This is a genomic window from Nonomuraea turcica (assembly GCF_030718205.1).
In the GTDB taxonomy this organism is placed as follows: Bacteria; Actinomycetota; Actinomycetes; order Streptosporangiales; family Streptosporangiaceae; genus Nonomuraea.
Genome location: NZ_JAUZQF010000005.1, coordinates 398129 through 417167, shown reverse-complemented (window position 1 = coordinate 417167; position 19039 = coordinate 398129). Strand labels below are relative to the sequence as shown.

19 protein-coding genes are annotated in these 19039 nt (G+C 71.1%); 16 read left to right on the top strand and 3 right to left on the bottom strand.

Translation table 11 applies throughout. The annotated features are described in order from the left end of the window. Positions 1 to 13: 13 nt before the first annotated feature. The 16 genes from Q9G87_RS16250 to Q9G87_RS16175 are packed head-to-tail and all read left to right on the top strand — an operon-like array spanning position 14 to position 13950. Entirely contained in the window at positions 14 to 265 is a 252-nt protein-coding gene (locus Q9G87_RS16250) for an acyl carrier protein (RefSeq protein ID WP_305917182.1), read from the top strand. 11 nt (positions 266 to 276) lie between these two features. Beyond that, a complete protein-coding gene (locus Q9G87_RS16245; RefSeq protein ID WP_305917181.1) occupies positions 277 to 1329 on the top strand; it encodes a methyltransferase in 1053 nt (350 codons plus the stop codon). Positions 1330 to 1334: 5 nt separating this feature from the next. Continuing rightward, complete coding sequence (locus Q9G87_RS16240) at positions 1335 to 1574, top strand: acyl carrier protein (protein WP_305917180.1); 240 nt, start codon at positions 1335 to 1337, stop codon at positions 1572 to 1574. A gap of 2 nt (positions 1575 to 1576) precedes the next feature. Continuing rightward, positions 1577 to 2029, top strand: a complete 453-nt coding sequence (locus Q9G87_RS16235; protein ID WP_305917179.1) for an SRPBCC family protein — start codon at positions 1577 to 1579, stop codon at positions 2027 to 2029. Between the two features lie 55 nt (positions 2030 to 2084). Beyond that, entirely contained in the window at positions 2085 to 3626 is a 1542-nt protein-coding gene (locus tag Q9G87_RS16230) for an AMP-binding protein (RefSeq protein ID WP_305917178.1), read from the top strand. Beyond that, positions 3583 to 3888, top strand: coding sequence for a TcmI family type II polyketide cyclase (locus Q9G87_RS16225; protein WP_305917177.1), 306 nt, complete (start codon positions 3583 to 3585; stop codon positions 3886 to 3888). The genes Q9G87_RS16230 and Q9G87_RS16225 overlap by 44 nt, the downstream gene beginning before the upstream one ends. Positions 3889 to 3890: 2 nt before the next feature. Beyond that, positions 3891 to 4904 (top strand): methyltransferase, encoded by a 1014-nt coding sequence (locus tag Q9G87_RS16220; RefSeq protein ID WP_305917176.1) that lies wholly within the window; start codon positions 3891 to 3893, stop codon positions 4902 to 4904. Next, a complete protein-coding gene (locus Q9G87_RS16215) occupies positions 4904 to 5314 on the top strand; it encodes a cupin domain-containing protein (RefSeq protein ID WP_305917175.1) in 411 nt (136 codons plus the stop codon). The genes Q9G87_RS16220 and Q9G87_RS16215 overlap by 1 nt, the downstream gene beginning before the upstream one ends. Next, entirely contained in the window at positions 5311 to 6582 is a 1272-nt protein-coding gene (locus Q9G87_RS16210) for a beta-ketoacyl-[acyl-carrier-protein] synthase family protein (protein WP_371825778.1), read from the top strand. Before Q9G87_RS16215 ends, Q9G87_RS16210 begins: the two co-directional genes overlap by 4 nt. After that, positions 6579 to 7802, top strand: a complete 1224-nt coding sequence (locus Q9G87_RS16205) for a ketosynthase chain-length factor (RefSeq protein WP_305917174.1) — start codon at positions 6579 to 6581, stop codon at positions 7800 to 7802. The genes Q9G87_RS16210 and Q9G87_RS16205 overlap by 4 nt, the downstream gene beginning before the upstream one ends. 13 nt (positions 7803 to 7815) lie before the next feature. Continuing rightward, positions 7816 to 9435 (top strand): FAD-dependent oxidoreductase, encoded by a 1620-nt coding sequence (locus tag Q9G87_RS16200; protein ID WP_305917173.1) that lies wholly within the window; start codon positions 7816 to 7818, stop codon positions 9433 to 9435. Positions 9436 to 9444: 9 nt separating this feature from the next. Further along, entirely contained in the window at positions 9445 to 9762 is a 318-nt protein-coding gene (locus Q9G87_RS16195) for an antibiotic biosynthesis monooxygenase family protein (protein WP_305917172.1), read from the top strand. 52 nt (positions 9763 to 9814) lie between these two features. Continuing rightward, entirely contained in the window at positions 9815 to 10345 is a 531-nt protein-coding gene (locus Q9G87_RS16190; RefSeq protein WP_305917171.1) for a TetR/AcrR family transcriptional regulator, read from the top strand. Positions 10346 to 10366: 21 nt separating this feature from the next. Then, complete coding sequence (locus Q9G87_RS16185) at positions 10367 to 11674, top strand: cytochrome ubiquinol oxidase subunit I (RefSeq protein WP_305917170.1); 1308 nt, start codon at positions 10367 to 10369, stop codon at positions 11672 to 11674. Then, entirely contained in the window at positions 11671 to 12690 is a 1020-nt protein-coding gene (locus Q9G87_RS16180) for a cytochrome d ubiquinol oxidase subunit II (protein ID WP_305917169.1), read from the top strand. The genes Q9G87_RS16185 and Q9G87_RS16180 overlap by 4 nt, the downstream gene beginning before the upstream one ends. A gap of 15 nt (positions 12691 to 12705) precedes the next feature. Continuing rightward, on the top strand, positions 12706 to 13950 hold the full coding sequence (locus Q9G87_RS16175; protein WP_305917168.1) for an acyltransferase domain-containing protein: 1245 nt from the start codon (positions 12706 to 12708) through the stop codon (positions 13948 to 13950). On the opposite strand, the gene Q9G87_RS16170 is transcribed toward Q9G87_RS16175, so the two are convergent. The 3 genes from Q9G87_RS16170 to Q9G87_RS16160 form a co-directional block, all read right to left on the bottom strand. Beyond that, positions 13937 to 14635, bottom strand: coding sequence for a 4'-phosphopantetheinyl transferase family protein (locus tag Q9G87_RS16170; RefSeq protein ID WP_305917167.1), 699 nt, complete (start codon positions 14633 to 14635; stop codon positions 13937 to 13939). The genes Q9G87_RS16175 and Q9G87_RS16170 overlap by 14 nt on opposite strands. Beyond that, entirely contained in the window at positions 14632 to 15162 is a 531-nt protein-coding gene (locus Q9G87_RS16165) for a TetR/AcrR family transcriptional regulator C-terminal domain-containing protein (RefSeq protein WP_305917166.1), read from the bottom strand. Before Q9G87_RS16165 ends, Q9G87_RS16170 begins: the two co-directional genes overlap by 4 nt. Positions 15163 to 15287: 125 nt before the next feature. Next, positions 15288 to 18920 carry a LamG-like jellyroll fold domain-containing protein gene (locus Q9G87_RS16160; RefSeq protein WP_305917165.1) on the bottom strand — a complete coding sequence of 1211 codons (3633 nt, stop codon included), beginning with the start codon at positions 18918 to 18920 and terminating at the stop codon, positions 15288 to 15290. Positions 18921 to 19039 lie beyond the last annotated feature (119 nt).

Below are 19039 nucleotides of genomic sequence, written 5' to 3'. Positions count from 1 at the left end.
TAACGTCTACGCCATGAGGGAATTCACGTTAGCCGAATTCATCGAGCTCATGGAGACCCACGCGGGTGAGCCGGATGAAGGCCGACTGGACGACACCGTCATCGACGTTCTCTTCGAACAGCTCGGCTACGACTCCGTGGCCCTGCTCGAGGTTCTCAGCCAAATCAAGCATCAATACGGCATCGACCTCGCCGAAGAAATCCTGGGCGACGTGAAAACGCCCAGGCAGGCCCTGGACAAAATCAACGAGCTCATCAACGCCTAGGGAGGCACCCGGTGGCCACGCTCACCAACGACAAGGACCTCGTCCACAACGACCCCACCAGACTCCACGCCCAGCAGCTGCTGCTGCTGGCCTGCGGCGGCCGGCTCTCGCGCGTGGTCCACGTCCTCGCCGAGCTCGGGGTGGCGGACATCCTCTCCGACGGCCCGCTGCCGGTCGACGTCATCGCCAAGAAGGCGGGCGCGCACACCGACGCGCTGTACCGAATCCTGCGCAACGCCGCGTCCGTGGGCATCTTCGAGGAGGGCCCGGCCAAGGTCTTCCAGCTCACGCCGCTGGCCGACGGCCTGCGCTCGGACAACGGCGACGGTGTGCTGCCGCTCGTCAAGTACAACAACCTGGACCTGACGGCGCGGCCGTTCGACGAGATCATGCACAGCGTCCGCACCGGCGAGCCGGCCGTGGAGCGGGCGCTGGGCATGCCGTTCAACGTGTACCTCGAGAAGAACCCCGAGGTGGGGCTCTTCTTCGACGAGTTCATGTCCTTCTGGAGCCGTCAGTTCATCGAGGAGGAGCTGGAGCAGTACCACTTCGAGCGCTTCGCCAGCTTGGCCGACCTCGGCGGCGGCGACGGCTTCTTCCTCGCGCAGGTGCTGCGCCGCAACCCGCAGATGACGGCCTACCTGTTCGACTACCCGGACGTGGTGCGCAAGGCCGGGCAGGTGCTCGCCGACCACGGCGTCTCCGCCCGGGTCACCGTCGAGGGCGGCGACCTTACCCAGGCCGAGATCCCGGCCGGCTACGACGCGTACCTGCTCAAGGCCGTCCTGCACTGGATGTCGGACGAGAAGGCCGAGAACCTGCTGCGCAGGATCAGGGCGCAGATCGGCGAGACCGGCGCGCGGCTGCTGGTGTTCGACTCGGTGCTCGCGCCGGACAACAAGTGGGACCACGGCAAGTTCCTCGACGTGGACATGCTGGTGCTGTTCGGCGGGCGCGAGCGCAGCCTGGACGACTGGCGGACCCTGTTCGAGCGCTCGGGCTTCAAGCTGGTCCAGGAGCCGTCGGTTTACCACTGGACGCTCCTCGAGTGCGAGGCCGTGTGACCGCCATGACGACCGCGACCATCGATACGAACGCTCTTCGGCAGATCCTCACGGCCAACCTCGGCCTCGACGAGGACGTGCTGGACGACTCCTGGGACACCTCGCTCGCCGAGCTGGGCGTGGACTCCATCGGGGTGCTGGAGCTCCAGACGGTGATCGAGCAGAAGTACCGGGTGGCGCTCCCGGAGACGGCCGGGGAACTGAGCCCGGCCGAGATCTACGACCTTGTGGCGAATGGAGGATGACCATGGCCGGCAGCACCGACAACTCCGTCTGGATCGACGCGCCGTTCGACGTGGTGTGGAAGATCACCAACGACCTGCGCAACTGGCCCAGCCTGTTCACCGAGTACGCCTCCATCGACGTGCTCGAGGAGGAGGGCAACACGGCGACGTTCCGGCTGACCATGGTGCCCGACCCCGACGGCTCGATCTGGAGCTGGGTCAGCAAGCGCACCTGGGACAAGGCCGGCAAGCGCGCCGCGGCCCACCGCGTGGAGACGGGCCCCTTCGAGTACATGAAGATCTACTGGGACTACGCCGAGGAGAACGGCGGCACCCGGATGCGCTGGCAGCAGGAGTTCGCCGTCAAGCCGGAGGCCCCCTTCGACCTGGCTTCCATCACCGACCGCATCAACAAGAACACCAAGATCCAGATGGCGGTCATCAAGGAGAAGGTCGAGCAGGCGGCCGCCGCCTGACGCCGAGCGCGGGCCTTCGGCGGCTGCCCGCCGGAGGCCCCGGCAGGAGACTCCCATGACACTTGATCGCACCCTGTACGACTGGTTCGCCGCGGCCGCGGCCGCGCACCCCCAGGAGATCGCCCTCCAGACGGGCGGCGACACGCTCACCTACGCCGAGCTGGAGGCGCGGGCGGCCGGGCTGGCCGAGCGGATCGTCGAGGTCAACGGCGCGGCTCCGGCCACCGTTGCCCTGCACGCCACCCGCGCGGCCGGCACCTACGCCGGTTACCTCGCCGCCCAGCGCCTCGGCGCCGTGGTGGTGCCGCTCAACCCGGCCTGGCCGGCGGCGCGCAACGAAGAGATCGTCACCGCGGCGGGCGCGGACATCGTCCTCACGGACGGATCCGACGTCCTGCGACGGCCGGGCACGGCCGAGCTCCGCGACGGCGTCGCCTACATCCTGTTCACCTCCGGCTCGACGGGCACCCCGAAGGGGGTCCCCATCAGCCACGCCAACGTGTCCGCCTACCTGTCCTACGTGATCCCGCGCTACGAGCTGGGGCCGGGCTGCCGGGTCACGCAGACGTTCGACCTGACCTTCGACCTGTCCGTCTTCGACCTGTTCGCCACCTGGGGCTCGGGCGCCACGCTGGTCGTGCCCACCCGCGGCGACCTGCTGGCGCCCGCCCGGTTCGCCGCCCGTGAGGGCATCACCCACTGGTTTTCGGTGCCCTCCCTGGTGTCGGTGGCCATCCAGCTCGGACGCCTGCCGGAAGGCGCCATGCCGGCGCTGCGCTGGAGCCTGTTCTGCGGCGAGCGGCTCACCCTCGACCAGGCCCGCGCCTGGCGGGCGGCCGCGCCGAACTCCGTCATCGAGAACCTGTACGGCCCGACCGAGCTGACGCTGAGCTGCACCCAGTTCCGGCTCCCCGGCGAGGTGGAGAGCTGGCCCCGGCCGGCCAACGGCACGGTCCCGATCGGCACCCTTTACCCGGGGCACGAGGAACTGATCGTCGATGACGACGGCCTGCCCTCTGACCTGGGCGAGCTCTGCGTACGCGGTCCGCAGCGCTTCGCCGGATACCTGGACCCGGCCAGCAACAAGGGCAGGTTCGTCCGCTTCGACGGCACGCGGGCGATCGTCTGCGGCGACCTGCCGGCCGCCGGTCCCGACCTCTGGTACCGCACCGGCGACCTGGTGCGCAGACAGGACGGCGGGCTGCTCCACCTGGGCCGCCTGGACCACCAGGTGAAGATTCAGGGATACCGCGTCGAGCTCGGCGAGATCGAGACGATCCTGCGCGCCCAGCCGGGCGTCGTGGAGGCCGTGGTGGTGCCCATGTCGGGCGGCGACGGGCGTACCTGGCTGGCGGCCGTGCACACCGGCGCGGACGCGGACGGCGAGGCCGGGCTCCTGGCGGCCCTGCGCTCCCGCCTGCCGAACCACATGGTGCCGCGCTCCATCAGCCGGCTGGACCGGATGCCGCTCAACACCAACGGCAAGATCGACCGCTCTGTCATCATCAAGCTCCTGGAGGACGGAAATGCAGCGGGCACTCCTCGTCATGAAAATGAGCCCGAGCGACGCGCCGCACGTAGCGCAGGCATTCGCTGATCACGACCGCTCGTCGCTGCCCACCGATATCGGGGCCGTGCGCCGCACACTGTTCAGCTACCACGGTCTGTACTTCCACCTGGTCGAGGCCCCCGACGACCTCGACGGCGACCTCATGGACCGGATCTACGCCTGGCGCGGGCACCCGGTCTTCGCCGAGACCGCCGAGCGTGTCAAGCCCTACCTGACGCCCTACCTGCCGACGTGGCAGGGGCCCAGGGACTCCCGGGCCACCGAGTTCTACTGCTGGGAAGCGGAGTGATCATGGATCGTAAGCAGCTCTTCGGCATGATGAAGGCGTACCAGCAGACGAGCCTGCTGCGCGCCGCCGTCAAGCTGAACGTCTTCGAGCACCTGGCGGGCGGTCCCGTCACCCCCGACGAGGTGGGCCGCGGCGTCGGCGCCGACGCGCGGGGCGCCCGGATCCTGCTGAGCGCGCTGGCCGCCGTGCGCCTCGTCGAGTCCGACGGCACCCGCTTCTGGCTCTCCGACGAGCACGCCGACCTGCTGGTCCCCGGCCGCCCCGACTACGCGGGCGGCATGGTGAACGTCTTCGCCAGCGACTGGGAGTGGGACGCGCACAAGCGCATCGCCGACGCCGTACGGCACGGCGGCACGGTGCTCGCCGAGAACGCGGAGACCGCCGAGTACGAGTTCTGGGAGGACTTCGCCCGCTACGCCAACGTGGTCGCGGAGCCGACGGCCGACCTGCTCGCCGATGCGCTCCAGCCGTGGGCGGTCGGCCGGGACGAGCTGAAGGTGCTCGACGTGGCCTGCGGCCACGGCATCTACGGCTACACCGTGGCCAGGCGCTACGAGCAGGCCCGCGTGTGGTCCCTGGACTGGCCGAACGTGCTGGACGAGGCGCACAAGCACGCGGTCAGGCTGGGCGTGGCCGACCGGGTCGAGCGCATCCCCGGCGACATGTTCGAGACCCCGCTCGGCGGGCCGTACGACCTGGTGCTGGTCACGAACGTGCTGCACCACTTCTCCGCCGAGCGCGCCGCCGACCTGCTGGCGCGGACCGCGTCCGCGCTCAAGCCGGATGGCAGGCTGGGCATCGTGGGCTTCACCACCTCGGGCAAGACGCCCGCGGAAGACCCCGCGCCCTACCTGTTCGACCTGCTCATGCTCGCCTGGACCACCCAGGGCGAGGTTCACTCGGCGGAGACGTACGAGCAGCTGCTGGCCAAGGCGGGACTGGAGATCACCTCCAACGAACCCGTGGCCAAGCCGGGCATCGACTTCCACGTGCTGCTGGCCAAGCGGGCGGCGTGATGGCCAACAAGATCTCGTTGACGGACGTCACGCCGACCAGGCGCTTCGGCTGCGACATCCGGGCCCTGCTGACCCCCAACTCTGTCGGCTCCACCTCGGGCTTCCTCGGCACGATGAACCTGGCGCCCGGGGAGATCGTGGCCGCGCACTACCACCCCTACTCCGACGAGTACTGGTTCGTCGCCGAGGGCCGGCTGTCGGTCCGCATCGACGGCGAGGAACTCCCCGCCGCGCAGGGCGATGCGTTGTTCGTGCCGCGCGGCAAGGAACACCGGATCGAGAACACCGGCGACGAGCCGGCGCTGGTGGTCTTCCACATCGCGCCGCTCGCCCCCAGCCCGGAGCTGGGGCACGTGGACGTCGAGCCGATGCCCTTCCCGGCCGCGCCCCCGCCATCAGTGGGAGGATGATCGTGAAAAGAGCAGTCATCACCGGGATCGGCATGTGCGTTCCCGGTGGGGTCGGTCGCAAGGAGTTCTGGGAGTTCATCACCTCGGGCCGGACCGCCACCCGGCCGATCTCGCTGTTCGATGCCAGCCGGTTCCGCTCGCGCATCGCGGCAGAGGTCGACTGGGACCCGATCGCCGAGGGCTTCACCGAGCACGAGGTGGCCAAGTTCGACCGGGTGCTGCAGTTCGCGCTCTACTCCCTGCGTGAGGCGCTGGACGACAGTGGCCTGAGCGTGCAGCCCGTCGCCCCCGAGCGGATCGGCGTGGCCGTCGGCACCGCGATCGGCGCCACCATGAGCCTGGACCGGCAGTACGCGGCCACCAGCCACACGGGCGAGCGCTGGCTGGTGGACCACACCCGCGCCGACCCGTGGATCTTCGACTACTTCGTGCCCAGCTCGATGGCCAGGGAGATCGCCTGGCGGGCGGGCGCTGAGGGGCCGGCCACCGTGGTCTCGACCGGCTGCACGTCGGGCATGGACTCGATCGGATACGCCCTGGAGCTGATCAGGGAGGGCACGTCCGACGTCGTGATCACCGGCGCGTCCGACGCCCCGATCTCCCCGATCACCTCGGCCTGCTTCGACGCCATCAAGGCCACAACCCCGCGCAACGACGACCCGGAGCGGGCCTGCCGCCCGTTCGACATCACCCGCAACGGCTTCGTGCTGGGCGAGGGCGCGGCCATCGTGGTGCTGGAGGAGTACGAGCACGCCGTACGGCGAGGCGCGCACATCTACGCCGAGGTCGCCGGCTTCGCCACCCGGTGCAACGCCTACCACATGACCGGCCTGCGGCCCGACGGCGCGGAGATGGCCGAGGCGATCACCGTGTCCATGGGCCAGGCCCGGGTCAACCCGGAGGACTTCGGCTACATCAGCGCCCACGGCTCCGGTACCAAGCAGAACGACCTGCACGAGACCGCGGCGTTCAAGACGTCGCTCGGCGCCGCCGCCTACGGTGTGCCGATCAGCTCGATCAAGGCGGCGATCGGCCATGCGCTCGGCTCGGTCGGCTCCATCGAGCTGGCCACCTGCGCGCTGGCCATCGAGCACGGCGTGGTGCCGCCCACGGCCACCCTGCACGACCCCGACCCGGAGTGCGACCTGGACTACATCCCCCGGACGGCCAGGGAGGCGCGCGTCGACGTCGCGCTCAGCGTGGCCAGTGGCTTCGGCGGCTTCCAGAGCGCGGCGGTGCTGCGCGGCCCGAGGAGCTGGTCGGCATGAGCGGCGCCACCCAGACAGCCACCAGGACCGTCGTCACCGGCCTGGGCGTGGTGGCCCCCAACGGCGTGGGCCTGGACGCGTACTGGGACGCGACGCTCACCGGGCGCAGTGGGCTGCGCCGCCTCACCCGCTTCGACCCGTCGCAGTACCCCGTGCAGCACGGCGGCGAGGTGCTGGACTTCACGCCCAGGCCGGCCGTGCCCGGGCGGCTGATGCCGCAGACCGACCGGGTCACCCAGTTCTCGCTGGCCGCGACCGGGTGGGCGCTGGACGACGCCGCCCTCGACCTCGCCGCGCTGGGTCTCTACGACGTGGGCATCGTCACCTCCAACGCCTGCGGCGGCTACGAGTTCGGCCATCGGGAGCTGCAGAAGCTGTGGAGCGACGGCCCGCACCGGGTCAGCGCGTACCAGTCGTTCGCCTGGTTCTACGCGGTGAACACTGGCCAGCTCTCGATCCGGCACAACGTCCGCGGACACAGCTCCGTGGTCGTCACCGAGCAGGCGGGCGGCCTCGACGCGCTCAACCACGCGCGCCGCCTGCTGCGCAACGGCACACTCAAGGTGGCGATCGCGGGGGGCATGGAGGCGCCGCTGTGCCCGTGGGGGCTGACCGGGCAGATCCCGACCGGCCGGCTCAGCCGTGCGGGCGCCTACCTCCCCTTCCACCGCGCCGCGTCCGGCTACCTGCCGGGCGAGGGCGGGGCCATGCTCACCATCGAGGACGCGGAGGGCGCGCGGAGCCGCGGCGCCCACGTGTACGGCGAACTGGCCGGATACGCCGCCACCTTCGACCCGGCGCCGGGCACGGGGCGCCCGTCGGCGCTGCCGCGGGCCATCCGCGGGGCGCTCGACGACGCCCGGCTGGAGCCGGCCGACGTCGACGTGGTCCTGGCCGACGCGGGCGGGCTTCCCGAGCTCGACACGACGGAGGCCCGGGCGATCAGCGAGGTCTTCGGCCCGCGTGGCGTGCCCGTGGCCGCGCCCAAGAGCCTCACCGGCCGCCTCTACTCGGGCGGCGGGCCGCTGGACGTGACCACCGCCCTGCTGATGATCCGGGACGGCGTGATCCCCGCGGTGCCCTATGAGAGCGACATTCCCGACGAGTACGAGATCGATCTGGTCGCCGGGGAGCCTCGGCGGCACCCGGTGCGCAACACCCTCGTCATCGCCCGCGGGAACGGGGGCTTCAATTCCGCCCTCGTGGTCCGGGCCGCCTAACTAAGGAGTCGTCATGGCAGACAGAGAAGTTTCCGTCCTGGTCGTCGGGGGCGGGCTGAACGGATTGGCGTCGGCCCTCTTCCTGAGCCAGCAGGGCGTGGACGTCCACCTGGTCGAGCGCAACGACAAGACGGCGCAGCTGCTGCGCGCGGCGGGCGTCAGCGCCCGCACCATGGAGTTGTTCCACAGCGTCGGGCTGGAGCCGGAGATCCGCGAGCGCGGCCTGCGGCTGATCCCCGGTGAGCACTGGACCGAGCCCCACTCGCCGGTCGACCTGCTGCCGCGGGCCATCCTGGGCGCCAAGCGGCTGTCCGACATCGGCAACGGCCGCGCCTTCGTCATGGAGGAGGGCACGGTCGAGGTGGCCGACGCCAGCCCCATGGAGCCCGCCTGGTGCGGCCAGGACCGGCTGGAGCCGATGATGATCCGCGAGGCCGTTCAGCGCGGCGCGCGGATCGAGTTCGGCACCGAGATGGTGTCCTACGAGCAGGACGCCGACGGCGTGACCGCCGTGGTGCGCACCCTGGCCACCGGTGCCGAGCAGCGGATCAGGGCCCGCTACCTGATCGCCGCCGACGGCGTGACCAGCCCCATCCGCGAGTCCCTGGGCATCACCAGGTCGGGCAACGGCACCATCGGCCACGTGCTGAGCATCCTGTTCGAGGCCGACCTGGACTCGGTGGTGGAGGGCCGCAGGTTCCTCATCGCGTACCTGCTCAACGAGGCCGCGGGGCTGCTGCACCGGTTCGACGAGACCCGCTGGGTCTTCGGCCTGTTCTTCGACCCCGAGCGGCACGCCGAGGCGGAGACGTCCAAGGACAAGGCGCTGGAGCTGCTGCGCACCGCGCTCGGCGAGCCGGACCTGCCCATCGACATCCAGCTCGTCAACCGCTGGCGGCTGGCCCACGACGTCGCCGACACCTACCGGTCCGGCCGGATCTTCCTCGTCGGCGACGCCTGCCACGTGCACCCTCCGGCGGGCGGCTACGGGGCCAACTCCGGCATGCAGGACGCCCACAACCTCGCCTGGAAGCTCGCCGCGGTGCTGCGCGGCTGGGCCGGCGAGAGCCTGCTCGACAGCTACGAGCAGGAGCGGCACCCGGTGGGCAAGGCGACCGCCGACCAGGCCTGGATCCGCCAGACCACCCGCAGCGAGGGCGACGGCGGGCACCCCGACCTGCGCAACTCCACCGTGATCAGCACCGGCTACCGCTACCCCGAGGGCGCGTTCGTCGGCGAGAAGGGCGGCGAGGCCCTGGAGACGGAGCTGCGCATCGACGGCCGTCCCGGGCTGCGGGTGCCGCACGTCTGGCTGGAGCGCGAGGGCGCCAAGGTGTCCACGGTAGAGCTGGCGACGGACACGTTCGTGCTGCTGGCCGCGCCCGACGGTGCCTCCTGGGCCGACGCCGCCACGGCCGCGGCCGGCGCACTCGGCATCCCGCTGTCCGCGTACCGGATCGGCACCGACCTCGCGGACGCCGAGGGCAGGTTCCTCCAGGTCACCGGCCTCACCCCGCAGGGGGCGCTGCTGGTGCGGCCGGACGGCTTCGTCGCCTGGCGCTCGCCCGGCGCCGCAGGGGAGCCGCGCGTCCTGCTCCAGGACGTGCTCGAGCAGATCACCGCACGGGCTTAGGCGCGCGCGATGGCGACCATCACGACGGACGAGAAGCACTACACGCTGATCAACATCTTCCGGGTGACCCCGGAGAACCAGCGGCGCATGTACGACATCATCCTCGACGCCACCGACGTGATCACCAAGTTCCCCGGATACGTGTCGGCGAACGTGCACCTCAGCGACGACGGCACCCGGGTGGTGAACTACGCGCAGTGGCGTACCAAGGAGGACTTCGACGCCATGCGCGCGCATCCCAGCGTCCAGGAGCACTTCGCGGCCTGCCGGGCGCTGGCCGATATCGAGCCGATCTTCTGCCACGTGGAGTACACGCACGAGGCCTGATGTTAAAGTGGACTCAACCAACTGGTTGGTGGAGTCTCGCGGAGGTGGGGTCATGAGCACGGGAAGCCGACGGCAGGCACTGGTGGAGGCCGCCTTCCACTGCGTCGCGTCCCGAGGTTTCGAAGGGCTCCGCCTCCGCGAGGTCGCCAAGGAGGTCGGCATCGACCACTCGACCGTCCACCACTACTTCCCGACCAAGGAAGACCTGGTGGCCGCGGTGGTCGACCACGCCACCCGCCAGTTCTGGAAGACGATGCCGCCCCAGCCCAGCGCCGCCGCCACGATCAGGCATCACCTGGCGGTGCTGGCCGACATGATCCGCACCCGTCCCGAGTTGTTCGCGGTGCTGCGCGAGCTGGACCTGCGGGCCGCCAGGGACGCGCGCATCAGGGAGATCGTCGCGAGCAACGAGCGCGGCTGGCACGACGCCCTGCGCGAGGTGCTCGCGGAGGCGGCGCCCGGCGCCGACGCGAAGGCGACGGCCGACCTCGTCATCTCCGTGGCCCGCGGCGTCAGTCTCGCCCCGGATCTGGCGCCCGCTGTTTTCGCACAGCTCGAACTGTTGCTCGACCTGACCGACTGACGCCTGACAAAGGAGTGCACCGTGCCGGCGGATGCGATCGTCTACGCACGGCTTCAGTTCGCGCTGACCGCCGTCGCGCACTGGCTGTTCGTAGCCCTCACGCTGGGCCTCGTCACCTACGTCGTGATCATCCAAACCATGTGGACGGTCACCGGAAACCCCCGTTACGAGCGGATGACCCGATTCTTCGGCCAGCTCTACCTCATCAACTACGCGCTCGGCATCGCCACGGGCATCGTGATGGAGTTCCAGTTCGGGCTGAACTGGAGCGGGCTGACCAAGGTCACCGGCAGCGTCTTCGGCGCACCACTGGCGATCGAGACGCTCGTGGCGTTCTTCCTGGAGTCGACCTTCCTCGGCATCTGGATCTTCGGCTGGAACCGCCTCGGCAAGCGGCTGCACCTGGCGATGATCTGGCTCACCGCCATCACCGCCTGGATGTCGGTCTTCTGGGTCCTGATGGCCAACTCGTTCCTGCAGCACCCCGTCGGGCACGCCTCCGCCGCGAACGGGCGGCTGGTGCTGGCGGACTTCGCCGAGTTCGTCGGCAACCCGAACTTCTGGCATGCCATCCCGCACGCGGCGGCGGCGGCGATCACCACCGGCACGTTCTTCGTCGCCGGCGTCAGCGCCTGGCACCTCAGGCGGCTGCCCGAGGGTCACGAGGACCGGGCCGCGTTCCTGCTCCTGCTGCGCATGGCCGTCTACATCGCGCCGTTCTTCGTGTTCGTCACCGCCTTCATGGGCGGACAACTGCTCGACGTCATCAACGTGGAGCAGCCCATCAAGGGCGCACTGGCCGACAACGACCTCGCTTTAGCGGCCCGGCTGCAGGAAGAGATGGTCGCCAAACACGGTCCCGGTGAATACATCCCGGTCCACGAGTTCATCTACATCACCCGCACGGTCATGATCTGGTCGGCCATCACCCTGCAGGCCGTGTCCGTCATCACCGCGCTCATGACCATCAAGATCTCGCTGCTGCTCACCCGGTTCGCCTGGCTGCTGAGGGTGTTCCCGTGGCTGATCCCCGTGCCGTTCCTCGCGGCCACCGCGGGCTGGCTGTTCCGGGAGGTGGGCCGCCAGCCGTGGGCCGTCTACGAGATCCTCAAGACCGAGGACGCGATCAGCCCCGGGCTGACCAGCGGCGTGCTGCTGACCTCCCTCATCGTCTTCACCCTGGTCGTTGGGGCACTGGCCGTCACCGACTGGCGGCTGCTGGCGAAGTTCGCCCGGCGCGGGCCCGACGCCGCCCAGCTGGGCTCCCAGGGCCAGGAGACGGACACTGACGAAGAAGAAGAGCTCGCGATCACCGGAGGTCGGCTGTGACCTGGCACGCTGCTTGGCTCGTCCTCACCGGGCTGATGTTCGCCGGATACCTCCTCACCGAGGGGCGCAGCATCGGCATCGGGCTCATCCTGCCTGTGCTGGGCAGGAGCGACCGCGACAGGGACGCCGTCGTCGACACGATCGGGCCGTACTTCCTCGGCAACGAGGTGTGGATCGTCTCCGTGGTGGGCCTGCTCATCGGCGGCTTCCCGGTCTTCGAGGGGACGTTGCTGTCCGGGCTCTTCCCGCTCTTCGCCGCGTTCGCGCTGGGCATGGTGGTGCGCGGCGCTTCCTTCCACTTCCGCCGCCGCCACCCGTCGCCGCGCTGGCGGCGCGGTTGGGCCGCCGCCATCACCGCCGCCAGCCTCGTGATCGCGCTGGCACTCGGCGCGATCGCCGCCGCGCTGCTCCACGCCCTGCCGCTGCGGCCGGACGGGGTGCTGCCGCTGACCGCCGGGGTGCTGTTCACCCCGTTCGGGCTGGCCTGCGCGCTCACCTCCATGCTGTTCTTCGCGCTGCGTGGGGCGGCGTTCGCGGCGACCAGGACCCGGGGGCCGCTCGCCGAGCGGGCCATCGGGCTCGCCAGCCTGCTCACCCGGCTCGCCCTGGCCGGCGCGGCGATCTCCTTCGGCGTGGGCCTGCTGGCCGCCGACGTGCGGGCCTCCGTGCAGCAGCCGATCGTCGTGTGGGTGCTGGCCGGCGTCGTCGCCGTGGCGCTCGTGGTGTGCGACGTCTTCGCGATGCGGGCCGCGCCCCGGCGCGCGCTCGCCCTGTCGGGAGTCGTCCTGCTCGCCGCCGCGGCCGCCGTCGCCGTCGGCCGCCTGCCGTACCTGCTCGTCTCCCGGTACGGCGACTCGGCCGGCATGACGGTGGCCGAGGGCAGCGCGGATCCGATCGTGCTGGCGCCGCTGTTCTGGGTCGTGGCCGTGCTGGTCCCGTTGCTCGCCGCCCTCCAGTGGTGGGCGGGCCGTCTCTATCGCACCGCCAGGGCCACCGGCGCGCGCGCCTACTTCTAGGTGGAGGAGCAGATCATGACCGTGCAGCTTCAGGACGTGACCGACGCGCGGGCGCTGCTCTGGTCGGGCCGCGACGAGGCCGAGTGGGAGTCGGGGCGGCGGCGGCTGGCAGAACGGCTGGCAGAGCGACCGGTTACGGCGGCGGAGTTCGCCGCCGTCGCCGGCGAGTGGAACGCCTGTGAGCGCGGCGACGGCCCGGTGCGCGGCGCGATCGTCGCGGCGGACGCGGAGGCCGCGCTGGCGGCCCTGCCGGGCGCGCGGCCGTCCGCGGCGCTGCGGCGGCCGGTCGCGCTGCTCTTCCCCGGGCAGGGTGCGCAGCACCGCCGGATGGCCGCCGGCCTGTACGGTTTCGAGCCCGTCTTCACCGCCGCGATGGACGAGCTGTTCGACCTGCTCGGTCCCGACGGGCAGGAGGTACGGGCCGACTGGCTCGCCGCCGAGCCCCGGGTCCCCGTGGACGAGGTGTCGCGGGCCCAGCCGCTGCTGCTCGGCGTCGGCCACGCGCTGGCGCGAACGCTGATCGGCTGGGGGCTGCGGCCTGGGGCGTTGCTCGGGCACAGCGTGGGGGAGACCGTCGCCGCGGTGGTGGCGGGGGTGTTCTCCCTGGAGGACGCGGTGGCCACGATGCGGCACCGCGTCGCGGCCGCCGCCTCTCAGCCGCCCGGTGGCATGCTGGCGGTCGGCGCCGCCGCCGAGGCGCTCGCCCCCTACCTGCGGGGCTCTGTCGTGGTGGGGGCGGTCAACTCGCCCCGGCAGACAGTGCTCGCCGGTCTGGCCGCGGAGCTGGGCGCCGTCGCCGACGACCTGCGGGAGGCCGGGTTCATGGTGGTCCCCGTGCCGTCGCCGCTGGGCTTCCACAGTCCGGCCGTGGACGAGCTGGCCAGGAGTGGGCTCGAGGTGCTCGGCCGCGTCACGTACAGCCCACCGGGGCTGCCGCTCTACTCCGCGTACACGTGCGCTCCGCTCACCGCGGAGCAGGCCGGCGACCCGTGGTTCTGGGCCAGGCAGGTGGCCGCCCCCGTGCTGTTCTGGCCGGCGCTCGACCGGCTGCTGAACGACGGCGACTTCCTCCTCGTCGAGGCGGGGCCGTCGCAGGGTCTCATCACCGCCTGCCGCCGCCACCGGTCGGTGATCAAGAAGAAGAGCGACGTGGCGGCCTTCCTGCCCGCCCGCCCGGGCCCGGAGGAGGCCGACAGAGCCGCCCTGCTGACGGCCGCGGCGCGGATCTGGACAGAAGGGCACGACATCACGCCGTGGTGACCCCCGCCAGGTAGGGGGCGGCGCTGCCCGCCGCCACGCGGGGCACCTCCCGCACCCCGAGGATCGCGAGCGCCGCGGCGTGCCCGTCTCGCTGCGGCAGGTCCGTGAGCGCCACCCGGAGCAGCGGGCGCCCGCGGAAGCCGAGCAGGCGCGCGGGCTGATCGGGAGGGGAGACGATCACGTGTGACATGGGCACGCGCAGCCCGTCACCGGTGGCCTTCAGCACGGCCTCCTTGCGCGTCCAGTAGGCGATGAATCCGGCCACGGGGTCGGCCGTGCGCCCCAGCGCCTCGGCTTCGACGTCCGCGAGCGCCGCCTCCACCAGCGCCGTGCTCCGTTCGGCGACGCGCTCCACGTCGATGCCCACGGGCCCCACGCCGCTGATCGCCACAGCCACCCAGCGGCCGGAGTGAGACACCGAGACGTGCAGCTCGTCGCCGGGCAGGCGCGGCTTGCCGTGCGGGCGGGCACAGGCCGGGCAGTCGCGACGCAGCGGCACGCCGGCGGCAGGCACGCCCAGGCGCCTGCCGAGCATGATCCTGGTGATCGCACAGCCCAGCATGAAACGGTCGCGGTCCGCCGGGGCACGGTACTTGCCCTTGCGGAGCCGTTCCACGGGGTCGAGGAGCTCCTCATGCCAGGGCCGCACCTCGCCGAGCTCGGCCCACCACACCTCGCAGGTCATCCGGCTCGGTCCGGGAGCGCGGCGGCCAGGCCGTCGAGCAGCAGCTTCAGGCCGAAACGGAAGCACTCCCCGCACGGGGCGTCCGGCGCCGAGGCACGGCGGGAATGGCGTCCTTCCGGCGCGTGCCGGCACGCGGCAAGGCTGGGGTGACGCCCGTCCGGTGCGTGCTGGTACGCGGCGTCGGCGATCGCGTACAGCAGCAGCCGGGTCAGCGCCGCGGCGCGGGTCGCCTCCGGCAGACCAGCCACACGCATGATCGCGAGCATGCCCTCCCTGACGCGCACCCCCTGCGGGCACACCGGAGACTCCAGCGCGGCTCGCGCCACGCCCGGATCGACCAGCAGCGCCTCGCGCAGCCCGGCGGTCGCCTCCTCCAGCTGCTCCCGCCAGCGCCGCGGGTCCGCGTCGGGCACGCGGACCCCGGCCAGAACGCCCTCGAGCGTGATCGGGGGCCTGCGGGGCGGGGTCGTGCGCGGAGGCCACCAGGCGGGCAGGCGGGCCGCCGTCGGCAGCAGGTCGGTTTCCATCGGCTCACTCCGCTCAGTCACTCGCCCTCTACTGTGCAGCGCCACGACCGAGAATCGATTGAGGACCGATGGAGCGTCCCGCCCGTGCGCCGGGGTTCCGGGGCACGGGCGGGGGAGTGGGTGTGTCAGTCCCTGGAGGGAGCGACCGTGATCTTGTCGATGGCCGGGGCGTACTGGGAGCGGAGGAGCACTCCCGGGAAGGTCTCCGACGCGTAGGTCTTGCCGTCGAAGTTGGGCAGTTCCTCGGCGGAGAACCGCACCGTGTTCTCGCCCTTCTGCAACTGCACCGGGACCGTGAGCTCCCAGAAGTTGTTCTCGTGGAAGGAGTGCGGGAACAGGACGCGCTGCGGGGCGGCGCCGTTCACCGAGATGTCGGCGTGCCTGGCGAGCGGGTCCGGGTTGTAGTGCGTCGCGGGCGACTGCTCCGGGTTGGAGTAGCGGACGCGCATCGCGTACGTGCCCGGCTTGTCCGCCTGGACGGTGAAGGTGAGCGTGTTGGCGTTGCCCGGCGTGCCGCCGACCCCGGTGACCGCGGCCTTGCCACTGGCCAGGGAGAGCTGCGCCGCCTTGGCCGTGCCGGCCAGCTGGGCGGACTCCGCCTCGTAGGCGGTGCCGGGCAGCGCGTCGGCGGCCGGGCGCACCTCCAGCCGGTCGACGAGCGCCGTGCCGGACGCGCCGGTGACCGTGACCTTGTTGATGCCGCCCGACAGCGACACCGTCCTGGTGGAGCCGTCGCGCCGGGCGTCCTCCATCACCTCGATGCCGTTGACGGATATCGTCGCCTGGCCCGAGCCGAGCAGCTTGAGGTCGAGGACGGCCGCGGCGTCCCGGGCGGAGTAGACCCAGAACGTCACCGACTTCCCGCGGTCGGCCGCCACGACCCCCGAGCCGCCGACGCCGTCGCCCTTGACGTCGTAGGCGATGCGGGCCCCGCCCAGGTCGGCCAGTTCGGCCTCGTAGATCGAGGTCGCCGCGGCCGGGTTGGCCAGCGACAGCCGAATCCGGTCGACGAGCGCGTCGCCCTTGGTCGCCTTGGCGCCGTCGAGGCTCCGCGCGGCCAGGGAGATCACGTGCTTGCCCGCCTTGAGCTCCACAGTGGTGTCGGCGTGGTCCCACACGACCCACTTGTAGCCGAGGGGCAGGAACAGCTCCTGCTCGGCGGCGCCGTCCACGCGGACGAAGACGTTCGTGGGCCCCTGCTCGCGCACCCGGTCGAAGGTGTTGAGCGAGTTGGCGAAGACGCTCAGGTCGTAGCGGCCGTCCTGCGGGACCTCGACGGTGAAGTCAAGCACCCCGTCGGAGCCGGTCCGCAGCCCGCCGACGTTGTAACGGCCGGAGGTGTAGAACTTCGACACGTCCGAAGGCGAGCCCTCGGGGCCGTTGCGGCTGTAGCCGCCGCCGGTGTACTTGGCGTCCTCGGCCTCGTACGACTGCTCCCACAGCTTGGGCGCGGGCGCCGTCACCGTGCCCGCGCCCTCGGGGCTGAGCACGATCTCGTACGCCGACGACTCCTTCAGCCGCGGCAGGCCGCCGCTGCCGAAGTCGAACGCCACGGTGCCGTTCTCGACCTTGACGTCACGCTCGGCGATGATCGCCGGCTGCGCCGAGTCGCCGATCTGCCCCGTCCACGGGATCTCGCGGATCCAGGCGTGCACGGTGTCGCCAAACACGCCGGTGGGGACGTTCTCGAAGCGGATGTGCCCGGCGCTGGTCGCGCCGCCGAAGATCGCCCGGGCCTGCTTCTTGGCCGGGTCGAGCGTGGCGACGCCCTGCAGGGTGTAGTTCTGCCCCGGGAACGGCGGCGTGACCTGCACGGTGTGCCCGCTCATGCCGCCGTAGGCGTTGAGCAGCCACCACTGGCCGTTGGCGCGGTTGGCCTGCACGGCGGAGTCGGACAGGTTGCCGTCGATGTTCCAGTACGCGATGTCGGCGTCCACCTTCGACTCCTCGATGGCCGACACCCACTGGATCATCTGGCCGGGGACCGAGGTGTGGTAGTTGAAGGCGTACTCGTTGATGTTGATCGGCAGCTTCTTCCCGGCGTACTCGGTGCCGGCGAAGACCTCGGCCTCCCAGCCGCGGTAGCGCTTGACGCTCTGCCGCACCTGCTCGGGGTGGCTGAGCTCGTGCCAGGTCATCACCTCGGGCACGGTGTCCGCCTGGACGGCGTGCTGCAGGAAGCCCTTCACCTGGGCGTACAGCACGCTGGTGTTGGGTCCGGCGATGCGCGCCTCCGGCATCTTGCCCTTGATCAGCGCGTAGACCTCGTCCCACGCCTTGAAGTAGTCCGTCGGGTCGTTGAGCCAGCTCTTGCGGTTGTAGCTCCACTCACCGGTGCCGAACATGTTGCCCTCGGGCTCGTTGAACGGCACGAAGACGATGTTGTCCTGATATTTCGGGTCAAGCTGAAGGACCTGGTCGACCTGCTTGGCGATCTTCTCCTTGAACAGGTCGAGCTTCTCCTGCGGCGTGCTGCCCGGCCACTGGTACGGGAAGCCGCGGTGGATGTCGGTCATGTAGATGTACACGTCGCCATTGGTGCTGTCGGCCAGCGGCTTGACCACTTCGAGGGCGTCGGCCCCCGGGTGCTGCGGGCCGTCCTGGGCCTTGGTCGAGACCGTGCGCAGGCGCATGCCCTCGATCAGGTTGTTCGTCGGCACCCCGGGCCCATACAGGCCGTAGAGCGTGCCGGACGCGCCGCCGTGGAAGGCGCCGGTGTCCTTGGCCAGGTCGATGACGAGCTGGCCCTCGCGGATCACCGTGACGTTGGCGGTGACGGGCCGCCCGCCCGCCGTGCCCGTCACGGTGAACGTCCCGGCCTTGGCGTAGTCCTCGGGGTTCACCTGCGCCCAGGTGATGGCCAGGTCGCGGTCATAGCCGTCGGAGAAGGTGGCGCGGACCGCGGCCGGCAGGGACGGCGCGGTGCCGATGAACGTCCGCACCGCGAAGGCGTCCTGGGTCAGGCCGGTCGGGGTGGGGACCTGGCCGCCGGTGAGGGCGGCGACCTGCTCGGCCGTCAGCGCCGCGCCGTAGACGCGGAAGTCGTCGATCGCGCCGTCGAACAGCGGGTCCGGATAGAACGAGCGGCCGATGAAGCCGGCGGACGTCGTGGCGGCGTCGATCAGCTGCGCGGCCGTCACGTTCGTGGCGGCGGAGGCGACGGCGGCGCCGTCGAGGTAGGTGGTGACGCGCTTGGCGGCCGTGTCGAGGGTGACCGTCAGCGTCTTCCACGCGTTCGCCGGTAGCGGGGCATAGCCCGTGACCTGGGCCTCGCCGCCCGCCGACGAGGCGGTGACGGCCGTGCGCAGGCGGCCGTCGCCGTTGTACGGCGTGGTGAACAGGTAGCGGCTGGTGTCCTTGCCCAGCGCGTAGATCCACTGCCAGGGGGCGGTGGTGCCGTCCCACTTCACCCGGGCAGACACGGTCAGATCCGTCTTGCCTTGGATGGCGGCCAGCGGCAACCTCACGTAGGCGCCGTTGGAAGTGGGCGCGCCGCCGGGCAGGCTCAGCGCGTGACCTCCGCCCGCGCCGTCGACCAACGACGCGGTGGAGCCGTTGACCAGCGTCCCGTGCAGGCCGTTGCCCGAGGAGTCGGTGACGGAGCCGGTGCTGACGTCGTCGGCGTCGAACTCATAGACGAGGGCGGGAGCAGGCGGATCGGCCGCTGCCGCGACCGGGACGCCAAGGGTTAACGCGAGGGTGAGGGCGGCCGGGAGGAGCCCGGCGCGCATGGCCTTGGTGATGCTCGGAAAGGTCATCACGATGTCCCTAGGTCATGTGAGCGCTAACAAATTCGAGGGAGTCGATCCGCAACGCAACCGAGGGTTTCGCGTAGGTTACGTAGCCGCGGCGCGCACGTCAATGGGGTGCTTTCCCA